Annotated in this window: 14 protein-coding genes; all 14 read right to left on the bottom strand. The window is 68.4% G+C overall.

The window, feature by feature from the left end:
• Positions 1-41: 41 nt before the first annotated feature.
• On the bottom strand, positions 42-1,511 hold the full coding sequence (locus ACXIZN_RS30475; RefSeq protein WP_457958472.1) for a right-handed parallel beta-helix repeat-containing protein: 1,470 nt from the start codon (positions 1,509-1,511) through the stop codon (positions 42-44).
• Between the two features lie 55 nt (positions 1,512-1,566).
• Complete coding sequence (locus ACXIZN_RS30470; RefSeq protein WP_457958470.1) at positions 1,567-2,877, bottom strand: glutamate-1-semialdehyde 2,1-aminomutase; 1,311 nt, start codon at positions 2,875-2,877, stop codon at positions 1,567-1,569.
• Positions 2,878-2,881: 4 nt separating this feature from the next.
• Entirely contained in the window at positions 2,882-3,430 is a 549-nt protein-coding gene (locus ACXIZN_RS30465; RefSeq protein ID WP_457958469.1) for a dTDP-4-dehydrorhamnose 3,5-epimerase family protein, read from the bottom strand.
• The gene (locus ACXIZN_RS30460) at positions 3,427-4,662 is read right to left on the bottom strand and encodes a polysaccharide pyruvyl transferase family protein (RefSeq protein WP_457958467.1); all 1,236 of its coding nucleotides are present in this window, start codon (positions 4,660-4,662) and stop codon (positions 3,427-3,429) included. Before ACXIZN_RS30460 ends, ACXIZN_RS30465 begins: the two co-directional genes overlap by 4 nt.
• Positions 4,659-5,600 carry a glycosyltransferase family 2 protein gene (locus ACXIZN_RS30455; protein WP_457958465.1) on the bottom strand — a complete coding sequence of 314 codons (942 nt, stop codon included), beginning with the start codon at positions 5,598-5,600 and terminating at the stop codon, positions 4,659-4,661. The genes ACXIZN_RS30460 and ACXIZN_RS30455 overlap by 4 nt, the downstream gene beginning before the upstream one ends.
• On the bottom strand, positions 5,597-6,847 hold the full coding sequence (locus ACXIZN_RS30450) for a hypothetical protein (protein ID WP_457960636.1): 1,251 nt from the start codon (positions 6,845-6,847) through the stop codon (positions 5,597-5,599). The genes ACXIZN_RS30455 and ACXIZN_RS30450 overlap by 4 nt, the downstream gene beginning before the upstream one ends.
• A 56-nt stretch (positions 6,848-6,903) precedes the next feature.
• Positions 6,904-8,184: a DUF4910 domain-containing protein gene (locus ACXIZN_RS30445; RefSeq protein WP_457958464.1), complete on the bottom strand. Its 1,281-nt coding sequence runs from the start codon at positions 8,182-8,184 to the stop codon at positions 6,904-6,906.
• Positions 8,184-9,206: an NAD-dependent epimerase/dehydratase family protein gene (locus tag ACXIZN_RS30440; protein ID WP_457958462.1), complete on the bottom strand. Its 1,023-nt coding sequence runs from the start codon at positions 9,204-9,206 to the stop codon at positions 8,184-8,186. The genes ACXIZN_RS30445 and ACXIZN_RS30440 overlap by 1 nt, the downstream gene beginning before the upstream one ends.
• 5 nt (positions 9,207-9,211) lie before the next feature.
• Positions 9,212-9,865 carry a PIG-L deacetylase family protein gene (locus tag ACXIZN_RS30435; RefSeq protein WP_457958461.1) on the bottom strand — a complete coding sequence of 218 codons (654 nt, stop codon included), beginning with the start codon at positions 9,863-9,865 and terminating at the stop codon, positions 9,212-9,214.
• A complete protein-coding gene (locus ACXIZN_RS30430; RefSeq protein WP_457958459.1) occupies positions 9,862-10,653 on the bottom strand; it encodes a glucose-1-phosphate cytidylyltransferase in 792 nt (263 codons plus the stop codon). The genes ACXIZN_RS30435 and ACXIZN_RS30430 overlap by 4 nt, the downstream gene beginning before the upstream one ends.
• A complete protein-coding gene (locus tag ACXIZN_RS30425; RefSeq protein WP_457958457.1) occupies positions 10,650-11,885 on the bottom strand; it encodes a class I SAM-dependent methyltransferase in 1,236 nt (411 codons plus the stop codon). The genes ACXIZN_RS30430 and ACXIZN_RS30425 overlap by 4 nt, the downstream gene beginning before the upstream one ends.
• A 479-nt stretch (positions 11,886-12,364) precedes the next feature.
• Complete coding sequence (locus ACXIZN_RS30420) at positions 12,365-14,242, bottom strand: S8 family serine peptidase (protein ID WP_457958456.1); 1,878 nt, start codon at positions 14,240-14,242, stop codon at positions 12,365-12,367.
• A gap of 185 nt (positions 14,243-14,427) precedes the next feature.
• Positions 14,428-14,943 (bottom strand): acyl-CoA thioesterase, encoded by a 516-nt coding sequence (locus ACXIZN_RS30415; RefSeq protein ID WP_457958454.1) that lies wholly within the window; start codon positions 14,941-14,943, stop codon positions 14,428-14,430.
• Positions 14,944-14,952: 9 nt separating this feature from the next.
• Positions 14,953-16,140, bottom strand: coding sequence for a BtrH N-terminal domain-containing protein (locus ACXIZN_RS30410; RefSeq protein WP_457958453.1), 1,188 nt, complete (start codon positions 16,138-16,140; stop codon positions 14,953-14,955).
• Between the last annotated feature and the right edge of the window lie 22 nt (positions 16,141-16,162).

The raw sequence follows: 16,162 nt of genomic DNA, 5'->3' as shown, positions 1-16,162 counted from the left end.
GATCACGCGAGTGCGGCGCCTGATCACGCGAGTCGCGCGAGTCACCGCGCCGGGCAGCCGCCGGCACCGTCGAAGGTGCTGCATGGGTCCTGCCCGTAAGGAGCCGCCCGCCAGGCGGCCACGTCCAGCGACCGCGACGCGTCATGCGCCACGAACGACCAATGCCCGACGTAGGTGTTCGAGAACCACTCGTTGTCCTGATGGAACGTCACCGCCTCGGACACGACGTTCCCCCGATAGGGCGACCAGGACGGATAAGTGCCGTAGTTCGACAGCACCGCCATCCGCCCGCACAGCCCCGTGCAGTCGGGCGCGCTGCGGAAAACGTTGTCGTGCACGTTGACCCGCTGCGTCTTCCACCGGCAGTCGTCGTACGCCGGTTCCCGCGCGATCGATTCGGGCGCGCAGTCCGACGGCGAGGCGACGACCCGGGTGCAGGTCCCGGTCGAGGTGTTCGAGGGGCTGTTGCAGAACCGGTCGGCGTTCTCCCACAGCGTCAGGCCGCCCCAGTTGTCCTCGAACTCGTTCTCCGCGATCTCGATCATGTCGGTCCGCGCCCAGATCCGCGGCTCGCCGCCGGATTCGCTCAGATACACCGCGGCGATCGGGAAGTTGTTCCCGCGCGCGGCGAAATCGCGCCCCAGCACCAGGGCGTTTCGGCGGAACGTGTTGCTGCGGATGATGAGGTTGTAGCTGATCTCGTAGAACAGCGCCTCGGCGTCGTTGTCCTCGATCGTGTTGTCTTCGATGATGAAGTCGTTGTTGTTCGTATCCGCCCAGAGCCCGGCGCCGTGGTTGTGGTGCACCCAGTTTCCCCGGATGTCCGCGCCGTCGACTGCCCAGAACTTCGCCCCGCCGCTGCATCCGCAGCCGGGCTGCTTCTTCTCCCAGTCTTCGGTGTTGTTCCAGGCGATCTCGTTGCCCTCCACCACGAGCCCGGTGATGCCGCCGCCCGCGCGGTAGGCGTTGATCCCGTACTGCCCGTTCTTCCGCAGGCAGTTCCCCAGGACCTCCTGCCGCGGCCCGGCCATCATCGCGGCGCCGCGGTTGTGCTCGATGACGTTGCCCTCGATCACCCAGTGCTCGCCGGAATCGTGGTTCACCACGCCCTGGTCCTGCTGGGCGACGAAGCCGCGGATCGTCAGCCCGCGGATCACGACGTCCTTGGCGTGCTGGGTGAACGCCGCCCGGTTGATGCCGCGGCCGTCCAGGACCGCGCCGGGTGCGCCGACGTAGACGTTGCCGTCCTTCGGGATCACCTGGCTGTACGGGTCGTCGGCGAGGATGTGCGTCCCGGTGCTGAGCCAGAACGTCGTCCCCGGCGGATGCGCGGAGGTCTCGATCGCGAGGTGTTCGCCGGGATCGACGACGACGGCGTTGTCCGGCTTCGGGAAACTCGCCGGTCCGGACGCGCAGACGGCCGGCGCCTCGGCCGCCGATGCCACAGCGGTGAAGGAGCCGGCCGTCAGGACCACCGACAGCGTGAGCGCCGCCGTTCTTGCCCAAGTCATGCGTTTCAAGGTAAGTCACCGCGCAGCACACCGGATGGACACGAAAGTGTGGTCATCACGCGAACCTCCGGAACACCGGTTTCACCGGACGGCCGCCCGTCCACTGCGTCGGGTCCTGGAATTCGAGGGCCTTCCGGTACGTGGTGCAGGCCCGCGAGACGACGTCGATCGTCTTGTCGATGTCGGCCTCGGTCAGCCCGGCGCTGACCACGAACGACGGCCCGATCACCCCGCCGGTGATCAGTTCCCGCAGGAACAGCGTCCGGTACGGCTGCGACGGCTCGCCCTTTTCGTCGAGCGTGGCGAAGACCAGATTGCTCGCCCTGCCACGCACGAGCACGTGGTCGCCGACTCCGGCGCTCCCGGCGACCTCGCGGACACCCGCCGCGAGCCGGTCGCCCAGCGCGTGCAGCCGCGCGGTGATCCCTTCTTCGGCATAGATGTCGAAGACGGCGATCGCCGCGGCGAGCGAATGCGTCTCGGCGCCGTGGGTGGTCGAAAGCAGGAAGACCCGTTCGCGGTGATCACGCAGCCCGCCGAGTTCCATGTACTCCCGTTTGCCCGCCAGCGCCGAGACCGCGAAACCGTTGCCCAGCGCCTTGCCGAACGCCGAGAGATCCGGCGTGACGCCGTACAGCCCCTGCGCCCCGGCGTCCGACCAGCGGAACCCGGTGATCATCTCGTCGAACACCAGCAGACAGCCGTACCGGTCGCACAGGTCGCGCAGACCGGCGAGATACCCAGGAGGCGGCTCGGTCTGAGTCGCGGGTTCGAGGACGAGACAGGCGACCTCGTGCGTCCGCAGCAGCTCTTCCGTGGCCGCGAGATCGCCGTAGGGGAAGGAAACCGTCAGTTCCGTCGTCTCGCCCGGGATCCCGGCGGACATCGGTGTGGTCCCGATGAACCAGTCGTCGGTGGAGAAGAACGCGTGATCGCGGCAGATCGCCACGAGCGTCCGTCCGGTCGCCGCCCGCGCCAGCCGGATCGCGGCCGTGGTCGCGTCCGAGCCGTTCTTCGCGAATTTCACCATCTCCGCGGTCGGCACGGCGGCGAGGAACCGTTCCGCGGCTTCGGCCTCGATGATGGACGGCCGGACGAAGTTGCCGCCCTTCTCGATTTCGGTGCGGACGGCCTCCAGGACCCGCGGGTGCGCGTGCCCGAGGCTGACCGCGCGAAGCCCCGAACCGTATTCGATGTATTCGTTGCCGTCGACGTCCCACACGTGGCCGGCGAGGCCGCGTGCGATGACGGGTGAGTAGTCGTCGGGGTACTGGTCCTGGCCCTTGGCATAGGTGTGCGCGCCACCGGGGATCGCCCGGTGCAGTCGTTCGTTCGCCTGATCGGAGCGCGGCAAGGGGCGGTTCACGGGATCACCTCGTGGTCGTCAGTGCGGCGGCTAGAGGGGGAGCGTGAGCGTCACGTTCGGACACCGCGCTGACCGGGAGCGGCCACGGGATGGCCAGTTCGGGATCGGTGTACGAGATCGCGATGTCCTCGGCCGGATCGTGCGGCCGGTCGATGCGGTATGAGATGTCCGCCGGGTCGGTGAGCGCCTGGAACCCGTGCGCGCAACCCGCCGGGATGTACAGGGAGACCTGGGTCTCCCCGGACAGTTCGAACCCTTTCACGGTGCGGAAGGTGGGGGAGTCCGGCCGCAGGTCCACGACGACGTCGAAGATGGCCCCGGCCGAGCAGCGGACCAGTTTGGCCTCGCCGCGTCCGCCGCGCAGATGCATCCCGCGCACGACTCCCTTGCGCGACCGCGAAAGGCTGTCCTGCGCGAAGCCGCCGGGGTCGATGCCGACCGACGCGACGACCTCGCTGTCGAAGGTGCGGCTGAAGAACCCGCGTTCGTCGGCGAACGGTGCCGGCGTGAAGAGGTAGGCGCCTTCGATTTCGGGCACCGCTTCGACCTTCATCGGATCTCCTCGGACGTGCGGAACAGCGTCTTGTCGAGAACGTCGTACTGCTTCTCCAGCAGCTTCCCCTTGGCTGCGCTTCGATCACGCAGGCGCTGCCAGAACTCGTCGGGTTTGGCCTCGAGTTCGGCGAGCTGCCGGACGAGCAGGTCGACGTCGACGGCGCGGGCGGACTGGCAGTACTCCGCCAGTCCCATGTTCGCCATGATGCTGTCCATCTTCTGCGAATAGCTGATCGAGATCGTCGGCTTCGCGAGCTTCAGCGAGCACAGGACGTTGTGATAGCGCGTCCCGACGACGGCGCCGAGTGCGGCGATCTCGGTGATGAGGTCGCCGAGCGTGGGCAGTTTCGCCGCGGTCACCCGGTTCGGTTCGAGGTCGGGCCGGTGTTCGCGCAGGTCGGCGAAGATCTCCTCGACGACGGGGTCGTCGATCTCGTCGCCGGTGAGCAGCCGGATCTCCCGCCCGTCGTCGACCAGCCTGCGCACGAACCGTTTCATCGCGTCCACATAGGACGATCGGATCTCCTCGCCGCGGCGCCGGTCGTCGTTGCCCCCGTGGAATTCCATCACCCCGACCCCGACGACGTCCGACGGCCGCCCGGCGGGGATCGGCAGGGCGAACGCGAGGTCCGGGTAGAGGTCGTCCTTCGCGGTGTCGAGGCCCATCTCGCGCCAGGCGTCGCGGGACAGCTCGTCGCGGAAGGAGCGGTAGTGCGCGGACCGGGCGGCGATCCGGTAGAGCCGCCGAGTGGTCCGCTGGCGGATGACGTTCGAGCCGACGTTGAGCAGCGCGACCCGGGTCCCCCACAGCCTGCCCGACGCTCCCAGCAGTGCCATCGCGTACGGAAAACCCCAGGGCCGCAAGGGAAGCGTTGTTTCGAGGACACCGGCGCCGGGGACGATCACCACGTCGCACCGGCGGGTCCAGGAGAGGATCTTGAGCGTGTCCGCGACCTTGCCGACGGCCTTCAGCAGGGCCGCGAGCACCCCCGTCGTGTCGCGGTTGCGCGAGTAGTACCAGAGCAGTGACTCCGCTTTGACGCCGTAGCGTGCCTCGACCAGTTCCGGTCCGGAGCAGAGGCAGCTGAGTTCCGCCTCCGGATGTCGTCGCCGTACGTACTCGAGTACCACTTCGAGTGATCCGTCGTTACCGATGTTCCCTGCCCCCAGCAGGCCGAAGAAGCCCACCCGGGGATGTCTTCGTTTTCTCGCTCCGGAGCGAGAGGTCACGACGTCCTCCTCTGCCGTCCAGGGACCACGGCGTCGATGTTCATTCCGTCGATTTCGGGTTCGGCGTCCTCGGCGCGGTCTTCGTTCCGGCCGCGGGACCGGTCGGCCAGCCAGGACGCCAGGTGCCGGTAGCACTCGCGCCGGTCGGCCGACGAGAGCGGTGCCCGGCGGATACCGCCGATGAAGCCGCCGATGTACTCGCCGATCAGCCGCGGCATCGGGTTCCGCACCGGGTCGGCGCGCCGCGGGTCGAGGTTCGAGCAGCGCTTCCGGATGCTGGGGTTCGCCCGTTCGGCGCGGCCGGGGTGGTCGCGGCGGAAGTACTGCACCTCGGGGACCTGGTGGAACGGGCCGTGGAGGCTCAGTTCGGCGACATAGGTGCGGTCGGCGTGGTGGTAGCTGTCGAGCGGTTTGACCCGGCGGAGCACGTTCGTGCGCATCACGCCGTAGAAGTCGTCGCCGCCCGTTTCGAACAGCAGGCTGCGGAACCGCGTCGGCGCGTGCGGCGAGTCAGTCGCCAGCGGGTAGTCGAGTTTGTGGGTCACCACGCCGTGGTCGTCGATGATCGCCTGCCAGCTGTGGGCGACGATCATCTCCGGTCGCTCGTCGAGCGCCTCGATACAAAGTTTCAGCAGGTCACGGCCGTAGAGATCGTCATGCGAAGCCCATTTGAACAGCTCGCCGCGGGCCTCGTCGAGGACACGGTTGTGGTTCGGGGACGCACCGACGTTTTTCGGCAGCCGCAGGTACCGGATCCGGGCGTCACGGCGCTCGTAGTCCCGGCAGATCTCCTCGGTGCCGTCCGTCGAAGCGTTGTCCGAAATGATCAGCTCGAAGTCCTCGTGGCTCTGGCCCAGCAGGGCGTCGAGCGATTCGGACAGGTACTCCTCGCCGTTGTAGACGGGCAGACCGATGCTGAGCCGCGGAATCCGGGTCATACCATTCCCACCTCTTCGTCGTTGGTGCGTGGCGCGGCCGGCCGGTACTCGCGATACGCGACACGGAGCTGGTACCACCACAGCGCGGCGCCCAGCCAGACCGAGAGCATCGAGCCCCACGCGGCACCTTCGGCGCCGTCGATGTAGGCGCCGATGATCCCGAAGACCACGTAGCCCACCGAAGCGACCAGCTGGGCACGGAGGCTGCGTTTGGCGTTGCCGAGGGCGCGCAACCCGGCGGCCGCGCCCGCGGTGAAGCCCGCGGCGGTGACCGACAGGGTGACCGGCAGGATCAGCGGCTCGGCCGCGTCCCAGACCGACCCCATGATCCAGCGGCCGACGTCGTGCGGCACCAGGATCAGCAACCCGAGCCCCCACAACAGCGCCGCCCCCGCCTGGCCGCCGCCGAGCACCACGCAGAAATGCTTCAGCCGGTGCGGGGCGCGATGCAGGACACGGGCGCCTTCGGCCACCGTCGTGAGCGAAAGGCCCATCAGCAGGGCCAGGAACGGCCCGAGCAACTGCTCGGCACCGCGGACCGCGCCGACCGCGGTGATCCCCGCGATGGCCCCGAGCCCGTAGGCGCGCAGCTGCGACGAGCCGGCGTTGCTGACGTTCTCGATCAGATAGCGCACGCTGAGGTCGCGCTGCTCCTTCACCCAGCCCGTCATCGCTGAGAGCTTCGGCACGATGCCGGTCTGGAACATCCCGTAGACCGCCGCGACCGCGCCGGCCAGCCCCCAGGCGAGCACGAAGGCGACCACTGTGCCGAAATGCGAGGCGATGCCGAGCGCCGGGATCAGCGCGACACCCCACACCGTGTCGTTGACGAAGGCCTTCTTGCCGTCGCCCTTGGCGAACAGCGCGAACCGCCACGCGTCCTGCAGCATCAGCCCGGGGAGCACGGCGCCGAGCGCCACGAACACCCCGCCCAGCGGCTGCACGGCGAGGAAGCCGACGATCACGCTGATCAGGCCGGTCGCCAGGCCGACACCGATCGCCGTCCCCGCCGCCCTCGCCACCGCCCGGCGCCAGGCGTCCTCCGACACCGCCGAGAAGCGCACCATCATCGGGTCGGTGGCCATCCCGCGCGAGAGGTTGAGCACCACGCCGTAGGTCACCCACGCGAGACTGAACATGCCGAAGGCGAAAGTCCCGAGCGAGCGCGCGACGAACAGCCCGACCGCGAAGTTGGTCAGGCTTGAAACGGCCTGGTCGCCGAGGCCCCAGCTGAGCCTGCCCGCCATGGCGCGTACGGCCCCGGAGGCCAGTGTCGCCCGATGTCTCCCGCCTGCCACCCTCGTCACTCCTTCAGCAATCCGGCGCCCTGCAGCGCGTGAGCGGCGGCGACGACGGCATCGAAGGGAAGACCGGATCGCTGTGCGACGTCGAGCAGGCTGTGCTCGCCGTCCGAAAGGTTGAGCACCCAGAGCATCGCCATCTGGGCCGCCTTGGCGTCACTGCGGCCGCCGAGGGAGTCGTAGAGCCCGCGTTTGCCGAGCTGCGGCTCGCCGTACGGGCTCAGGTTGACGTAGCGGCGGTTCCGGTCCAGCACGGAGAACGCCTCGCCCAAGGTCGCGAGGGTGTCCTCCATAGCCTCGGTGGACACGAACTCCAGGTTGTCCGCCGAGGTGTGGTACTCGGGATAGCCGGCGTACGGCGTCCTGGTCAGGGAGCCGACGCCGAGGTTGAACCCTGGCGAGCAGAACTGCCGTTCGTCGTAGCCGTACGGCGAGAAGTCCAGGACCTTGTGCGGTTTCCCGGCGAGGACGAATTCGAGCACCTTGTCGATCTCGGCGTCCCCGCGGCGGCTTCGCTTGTAGGTCAGCGATCCTGGGTCGCCCGCGCAGGCGAGCACGATCCCGGCCTTGACCTTGCCGAGCCGTTCGGTGTTGCGCGCGAGCCAGGTGATCGCGCCGATCGTGCCCGGCATGAAGAGGAACCGATACGTGAAATGCGGTTTCCCCGCGGCCAGCCGCTGCGCGAGCGCCGCGGCGACGGCGATGCCCGCGAGGTTGTCGTTGGCCAGCGACGGATGGCAGGTGTGGCACGACACCAGCACCTCGTCGGTGACCTCGCCGGGGACCACGTGCTCGGCGTAGGTCAGGTGCCCGTCATCCAAAGTGGACTCGATCCGGACCTCGTAGTCGCCGTCCGGCAACGCGTCGAGGGTGTCCTGCGCCAGGCAGAAACCCCACGCCGGCGCGTAGTAACTCGTGCGGTACGGCACCAGCGACGGCTGCTCGGGCAGCGTGTGGAGATGCTCGCGCAGTTCCGCCAGCGGCATCGTCTCGGCCACCGGGACGCTGTAGCCGACGACGTGCAGGTTCGACTCCCGGAAGTCGACCACCTTCCGGCCTGACGGGTCCTTCACCCAGGCGTCGCGGATGTTCCACTCCTGCGGAACGGTCCAGTCGAGCACCTGGGTCCCGGTCGGCACCTCGTGGACGTCGAGCGGGATGTACTCGCCGAGGATCTCCAGCGTGGCGCGGACGTCGTCGCCGGTGATGCTGCGGCAGAGCGGATACAGGCGCTCGACCAGCTCCCGCAGGTCGGCGCCCGTGTCCAGTGGCTTGCGCGTCATCACCGTCGCCGCAGGGTTTCGTCGATCTCGCCCGCGGCGGTCCGCGCGTTGAGCGTGGCCAGCCTGGTGAAGGTGTTCTTGAAGTCGTGCGCGGTCAGGCCGTGCGTGCGGTAGGCGTAGATCAGGTCGAGCGCGCCGTCCTTGACCGACCAGTCGCATTCGAAACCGGGGATCGCCTCGCGGAAGCGGGAGAAGTCGACGCGGTAGGAACGCGGGTCGCCCGCGGATTCGCCGGTGATCCGCAGCTTCGCGCTGGGGACCGCCTCGACGACCTGCTGCGCGATCTCGGCCACGGTCACGTTGTTGCGTTCGGTGCCGATGTTGAACGCGTTGTCGTGAACGGCCTCCTTGGGGGCGACCAGCGCGGCCTCGAAGGCGCGCGCGATGTCCTTGGCGTGCACCAGCGGCCGCCACGGCGTCCCGTCCGACAGCACCAGGATCTCGCCCGAGACGTGGGCGTGCGCGGTGAGGTTGTTGAGCACGATGTCCGATCGCAGCCGCGGCGAGAAGCCGAACGCGGTGGCGTTGCGCATGTACACCGGGGTGAAATCGTCGTCGGCGAGCTCGTGGAGGTCGTCCTCGACCCGCACCTTCGACTCGGCGTACGGCGTCACCGGGCGCAGCGGCGCGTCCTCGTCGACCAGGCCGTCTCCGCCCGAAGCGCCGTAGACGGAGCATGTCGAGGCGTAAAGGAACCGCTTCACCCCGGCGTCCTTCGCCAGCTTCGCGAGCTTCACCGAGGCGCGGTGGTTGATGTCGTAGGTGAGCTCCGGCGCCAGCGATCCCAGCGGGTCGTTGGACAGCGCGGCGAGGTGGATCACCGCGTCCACCCCGGTCACGTGCTCGGCCGTGACGTCGCGGAGGTCGACTTCGTAGCCCTTGGGGTCGTCGGGCTTCGGGCCCAGCACGCAGGTGTCGAAGAGACCGGAGTCGAGGCCGACGACCTCGTGGCCTTCGGCGGCCAGCACCGGGGCCATCACCGTGCCCAGGTAACCCTTGTGCCCGGTCAGCAGCACACGCATGGCTTTCAGCCTTTCGGAGTGAGGTCGAGCGTCAGTTTCTTGAGGTCGAAGGCCTCCGCGTAGCGCTGCTCGCATTCGATTCCGCGAATGCGGGCGAGGCCGAGGAAGGCTTCCCGGTCGTACCAGGGCCGGTGCCGCTGCGAGGCGTAGTGCTCCTGCAGCAGCCGGACCTTCTGTTCGGCGATCTCGGGGGTGAGCGGCACGTACGCGGTGGGTTTGGCGAGGTCGCCGTCCCATTTCGCGATCTCGTACTCCAGCTGGAGATGGGTGCGGAACACCGTCGGCACCAGCGTCGCCAGCCCGCGGTGGTCCTGGTGCGCGTCCGCCGTGCGAGGGGAGAGGACGAGGTCCGGGTCGGTGCGGCGGCGCAGCTCTTCGAGAGCGTTCTTGGCCTCTTCCCAGTGCGAGGGGAACCGGCCGTCGGGCAGTTTGAGCACGGTGACCTCGACGTCGGCGCCGGGGCAGAAGGCCGCGAGCGCGGCATGTTCTTCGGCCTCGCGTTCGGTGCCGCCGCCGGAAAGGACGAGAGCGTCCACGCGGAGACCCGGGTTGGCGGTGCAGAGGGTCAGCAGTGTGCCGCCCACCCCGATGGCGATGTCGTCACAATGCGCGCCGAGCGCGACGATCCGCTGGACGCCGCCCGTGCCGAGTCCGATCACACCGTGCTCGCGGGTTCGCGTTCCCAGCGCGCCCACGGGCGGTCGCCGTGCGCGTAGGCGTCGTCCAGCTGGACGCGTTCCTTGACGGTGTCGGTCGGCTTCCAGAACCCGCGGTACGGGTACGCGAGCAGCTTGCCCCGCTTGGCGAGCTCGCCACAGCCGTCGGCCACCAGATCGCCGCCCTCGGGGATGTGGTCGAAGATCTCCTGGCGCAGCACGAAGTACCCACCGTTCTCCCACAGCGGCATCTCGCTGACCGGGGTCAGCGCGCCGATGCGGCCGTCCTCGCCCATCTCGACGCAGTGGAACGACGACTGCGGCGGCACGACCATCATCGACGCGCCGGCGTCGGAGACCGTGAAGCGTTCGATCATGTCCGGCAGCGGGGCGTCGGTGAGGACGTCGGCGTAGTTGGCGAGGAACATCTCGTCGCCCTGGAGGTACGGGCGCACCCGGCGCAGGCGCTCGCCGATGGCCGATTCGAGACCGGTCTGCACGAAGGTGATCGACCAGTCCGCGATGTCGGTCGACAGCAGTTCCGCCTTGCCGTTGCGCAGGACGAAATCGTTGGAGGTGGTCTCTTCGTAGTTGAGGAAGAACTCCTTGATGTGGTGCGCGCCGTAGCCGAGGCAGAGGATGAACTCGGTGTGCCCGAAATGCGCGTAGTAGCGCATCACGTGCCAGATCAGGGGTCTTGGGCCGACCATGGCCATCGGCTTCGGCACGTCGGACGCGTCACCGTTGCGCATCCGCATGCCGTAGCCGCCGCAGAAGAGGACTACCTTCACGACTTCACCTCGACGATTTCCAGGTGCGGGATGGGAAAGACCAGTTTGCCGCCCCATTCGTCCACAAAGGACAATTGAGCGGTCAGCTCCTTCCGGAGGTTCCACGGAAGGACGAGCACGTAATCGGGTTCGTCCGCCTCGATGCGTTCCGGCGGCAGGATCGGGATCCGGGTGCCGGGGGTGAACCGGCCGTGCTTGTACGGGTTCCGGTCGACGGTGTACCGCAGGACGTCCGGGCGGATACCGCAGTGGTTCAGGAGCGTGTTGCCCTTGCCGGGGGCGCCGTACCCGACGACGGTCTTGCCTTCGAGCGCCGCGTCGGTGAGGAACTTGTTCAGGTTGAGCCGGACCTTGGTGACCCGCTCGGAGAATTCGGTGTAGCCGGACATTTCGTGCAGTCCGGCGGCCTTCTCGGCGTCGAGGACCTCGGTCATCCGCTCGCTCGGCGCACCGGCGACGGCCTCCGGGCGCGCCCACAGCCGGATCGAGCCGCCGTGCGTCGGCAGGAGTTCGACGTCCACAACGGACAATCCGCCGCGCGCGAGGGCCCGGCGCGCGGATTCCACCGTGTAGTACTGGAAATGCTCGTGATAGATCGTGTCGTACTGGTTGTCCTGGATCAGCGTCAGCAGGTGCTGGACCTCGATGCTGACCCAGCCGTCGTCGGCGACGAGGGCACGGAGCCCGTGCGTGAAACCGATGATGTCCGGGATGTGCGCGTAGACGTTGTTCGCCACGACGAGGTCGGCGGGACCGTGCTCGTCGCGGACCTCTCGCCCGGTCTCGGGGCTGAGGAAAGCGGTCTTCGTCGGCACCCCGGCGTCACGCGCGGCTTGGCCGACGTTCACCGAAGGTTCCACGCCGAGACAACGGATCCGCTGTGACACAACGTGTTTGAGCAGATAACCGTCGTTGCTGGCGACCTCGACGACGAACGACGAATCGTCGAGCCCGAGCCGCTCGACCGCGCCGTTGACGAACGTCTTCGCATGCTCGACCCAGGAAGCGGAATATGACGAGAAGTACGCGTATTCGGTGAAAGTCTCTTCCGGGGTGATCAGCGGGGGGATCTGGGCGAGCCAGCATTCGGTGCAGACCCGCAGGTGCAAGGGGTACGTCGGCTCCGGCTCCGCGAGCTGCTCCGCGGTCAGGAACCGTTCGCACGGCGGCGTCGCCCCGAGGTCGACGACACTGGCGAGATGGGCCGAGCCGCAGAGTCGGCAGGTGGTCATCGAGAGGCTCCTTGGCTCGCGTCACGTATCCCAGACGTCGGCACCTCGGGTCGCCTCGTTACATGCCTTCCAGGGGACTCACGCTTCCGTCTCACAACCGAAACCTGTCGTCTCGGCCATCGGCGCAGACCCCTCCGCCATCCGGGCGCGGGCAACCCCACCGACCCGCGTTCCCCTGCCCACCCGCATCGCGTTTAGCGGGCTAGACGCGACCCGCAAGGTCCCTCGCCCCACCCGCATCGCGTTTAGCGGGCTAAACGCGACCCGCGAGCTCTCTCGCCCCACCCGCATCGCGTTTAGCCCGCTAAACGCAAGTCGCGAAGCCCTCACACCATCGCGAGACCGGCGCGGACGTCGCGAAAGCCACTTTCGCGACGTCTGATGTCCCGAAAGTGGCTTTCGCGACACGCGGTCGCCACGCCCCACCGGCCGGCTTCGCGTTTCGCCCGCTAAACGCGAAGCCGCCGTCCGTCAAACCGTCAAGAAACCACCAGCGCGTAGTCCGCATCGGTCGCCGAAGTCTCCGGGTGACCGTCGGCGTTCACCTGCGTCGCCACGACCTCCACCGTCCACGTACCCGCGGCCGGCTTCTCCAGGATGACGTTCTCCACCGTGTCGACCGTGTTCGGCGACCCGCCCGCGGTCGAGAAGTTGCCCGCCTTCAGCCCGTTGTTGCCGTAGTAGACGGTCCCGTTCGGCGCGGTGACCTTCAGCGTCAGGTCGTTGACCCTGGCGACCGACGCGCTCGGCGAACCCGCCGGGTCGGTGTAGGCCAGCGTCGCCTTGAACTGCTTGGTCCCGTTCACCGCGACCGTGTACTTCTTCGACTGCCCGGTGCCCAGCAGGTCGGTCTCGTTCACCAGCACCGGCAGCTTCCACCCGTTCGCCTTGGCCTGGTCGTGCAGGTACCGCACGTTCGCGGTGCCCCAGCCCTGATGCGTCCTGGTCATGTCGTGCGCCGTGCCGCTGAACGCGAACTGGTCGGCCCCGTTGACCAGCAGCGCCTTCGCGGTCGCCGCGTGCGGGCGGCTCGTGAAGACGTCGCGGGCCTTGCCGGGGCCGCCGTCGAACACGCCGTCGGCCCACATCTGGAACAGCAAACCGGCGTTCCCGCAGGTGATGGGGGTCGCGCCGCTCGTGCCGCCGAACGACGTCGTGTACGAGGTGTCACTGCTCGAAGACGTGGTGTCGATCCGGTCGTAGTAGTTCGACAGTTCCGGTTTGATCCGCCCATCGGCGGCCGGGCCGATGCTGGCGCCGCCGCTCCACTTGTCGTCGGTGCGGCCCAGCGTGTTGTAGTGGTACTGCCCGCCCACCGAGAGCACGTTCTTCGACCAGGCCTGCGGCCGCGACTGCTGGGTGCCCGCGTTGCTCTGCGACTGGCAGATCAGCAGGTCGTGGTCGAAGACGATCTTGTCGAGCTCGGCCGAGACGGAGTTGTAGGCCGTGGTCAGCCCGCCGCCCCAGCTGTTGCTCTGGAACACCGCGCGGTACTTGCCCGCCGGGTCGACCAGTTCCTTGGTGTGGGCGTAGCGGTCCGGCTTGTTGTAGGTGGCGAAGATCCCCTGGGCCTCGGGCAGCAGGCCACGCTGCGGCGCGCTCACGCCCGACGCGAAGATCTGGCCATAGGTCGAGGTCCCGTGGCTGGTGCTGGTGGAGTTCGAGCCGTGCATCACCGTCGGCCGCGCCTTGAACTCCTGATGCGTGACGCGCAGTCCGCCGTCCATCACCTCGCCGCGGACGCCCTGACCGCGGTAGCCGCCGACACTGTCGATGTAGTTCGCGCCCCCGCTCTCCCTGGCGTTGGCCATGTCGGTTTCGGGGGCGGTGATCGCGCCGACCGCGAGCACCTCCGCCCCCTGCGCCACGGCGGCGGCCTGCCCGGAACCGAGTTTCGCGACGAGGTGCTGCCCGCTCTGCGAAATCGCCTCGATACCGCCGCCGATCCGCAGGATCCGCTCGGCCACAGCGCGCTGGTCCCGCGCGTCCGGCTCGACCAATGTCACCAGATGGCTACCGGTCGCGGCCGTTGAGATCTCCATCTTGTCGTCCGGCCGGTATTCGCCGAGCCAGCGGACGAAAGACAATTCCGCCACCGATTCGCGGTTCTCCGGCTTCAGCCGGACCACGTAGGCGAAATCGGGAATGTAGGTCCCGACCCGCACGCCGAGTGAACGCAATTTCCCGCGCTGCGCGTCGGTCAGCGCGCTCCGGACCTGGAGCAGGTACGCGCCCTTCCAGTCCTGGCTCGCCGCCGTGCGCTGGCTCAGCGGGTCGAAGGTCCTGCTGGCCAGACGGATGAACTGGGGATCTTCGGCGGCCGGGGCGGCGACGGCCGCCCCGCTCGTCAATAGCATCGCGCCGATCATGGGCGCGAGGAAGCGGACAGACTTCGGCCGTGGCATGAAATACCTCCGGGGAGCTCTGCAGGGGAGAGAGGTCTTTCGAAGGTACCGGCCGAAAAGCGTGATGATCAGCCGCTGAACGGCCCAGCCGTTTTCCGGTATCGCGGGAAATGGAGCATAAACGGTTAAAAACTGATTCAGGAGATCTCGTCGATCGCCCCGCTGAATCGCGTCAGCCGTTCGCGTTCCTCCGCGTCGAGCCGCCGCGCGCTGCCTTCGGGCAGGATGCACGCGACCCAGATGGTGCGGCAGCGCGCGTAGACGGCCCGATCGTCGCGAAGCCTGCTGTTCACCACGACGTCGCAGGTACCGATCCGGCCGACCACGGTCTCCACCTCGACCGGATGGTCGCGGAACGTCAGCCTGCGCAGGTAGCTGACGTTGTGCTTCGCGATCAGGTACGCCGGTCCCTTGGCCTGGAACAGGTGCTCACGCCGCGGGTCGAGCAACGCGATCTGGGCTTCCTGGAAGTACTCCAGCAGCCGCACGTTCCCGACGTGGCCGAGACAGTCCAGGTCGGCGACACGCAGGCGATGGCGGTGGAGGTGGATCTCGGGAGCGGGACGCGCACTGGTCGTCCCCAGCGGATGTGCGTGCACGAAGTGGATCTTCAACGATCGCCCGGTGTTCCGGCCGCGCGGCGCAACGGACACCGGCCCGGTTCACTCCATCAGGGCTTCGGAGAGTTCGCGGATCGCGGCGGTCTCGGCGGTGTGGATGTCCCGGATCAGGGCGCTCATCGTGCCGAAGAGTTCGCGGGCTTCGCCGTCGGTGAACGGTGTTTCGTCGTTGTAGTGCGCACGCAGTTTCCACATTTCCGCACCGGCCGCCGCGGCGCCGTCCTGCCCCGCGTCGCCCTCCCGGACACCCGCCGACACCGCGCTGACCAGCCCGCGCACCCAGGCGAACTCCGCGTTCGACGCCGGGACGGCCGTCTCGGCCAGTTCGGCCCAGCGTTCGGCGATGCCGCGCCAGGTCGACGCCTGTTCGGCCAGCGCCGGCGATTCGAGCAGACTGGAGGCTTCGGTGAGCGCGTCGGCGAACAGCCCACGCAGATGTCCGCCCTCCATCCCGGCCGGGGTGACGCTCTCCCAGACGTTGAACAGCGCCCCGACGAGCCCGCGCCGCTCGCCGAACGCGCGCGGCCAGCCCTTCGGGTCACGTTCGTCGGTCATCGCCTTCGCCCAGCGTCCCCACGCGGGCAGGGAGAACGACTTCGACGGTGCCGAGAGGTTCCGGACGCAGTCCGTCAGCCCGTCGCGCACGGCCGTCCGCCAGTCGGGGACCTCGCCGGGCTCGATCGTCGCGAGCAGGTTCTTGTAGGAGCCGACCCTGGCGCGCGCGGCGTCGAACGTCTTCCGGTCGACCGTCAGCGGGGCGAGGTTCCGGTCGTCGACCAGCACCCGGCCGTCCTCTTCGCCGTACGCGACGACGAAATGGCCGCCACCGCCGGACATCTCCGGCGGCAGGTGCCAGTAACCGAGCGACCCGCGGTCGGGGAGGACGATCACCGGCCGCCCGGCTTCGAGGTCGGTGGAGAGCCGTTTGGCGGCGGCGCGTTTGCCGCCGGTGGTGTGGAGATCGATGCGGAGCCCCAAACGGTCCACTGTGGACTTGAGCCCTTCCTGCGGATACTGCCAGCGCGCGCGGAAACCGAACACGACCGTCGACATCGTCTCGTGCGCGAAGTCCCACAGGATGTAGCCGGCCCCGATCCCGCCGGACACGGCGAAGACCAGCGCCTCGCCGGGCGCCTTTCCGTCCGGCCCTTCGACACCGTGATGCGCCAGTACGGCGGCAACGGCCGAGACGTCCGGTTGCAGCCCGCCGCGCAATTCGTACTCGGTCACCCCGCCATCATGCCCGCTCCGG

The sequence above is a fragment of the Amycolatopsis sp. TRM77291 genome (assembly GCF_054166285.1).
The sequence above is the reverse complement of the archived record's forward strand: the minus strand, read 5'-3'. Positions and strand labels throughout refer to the sequence as shown.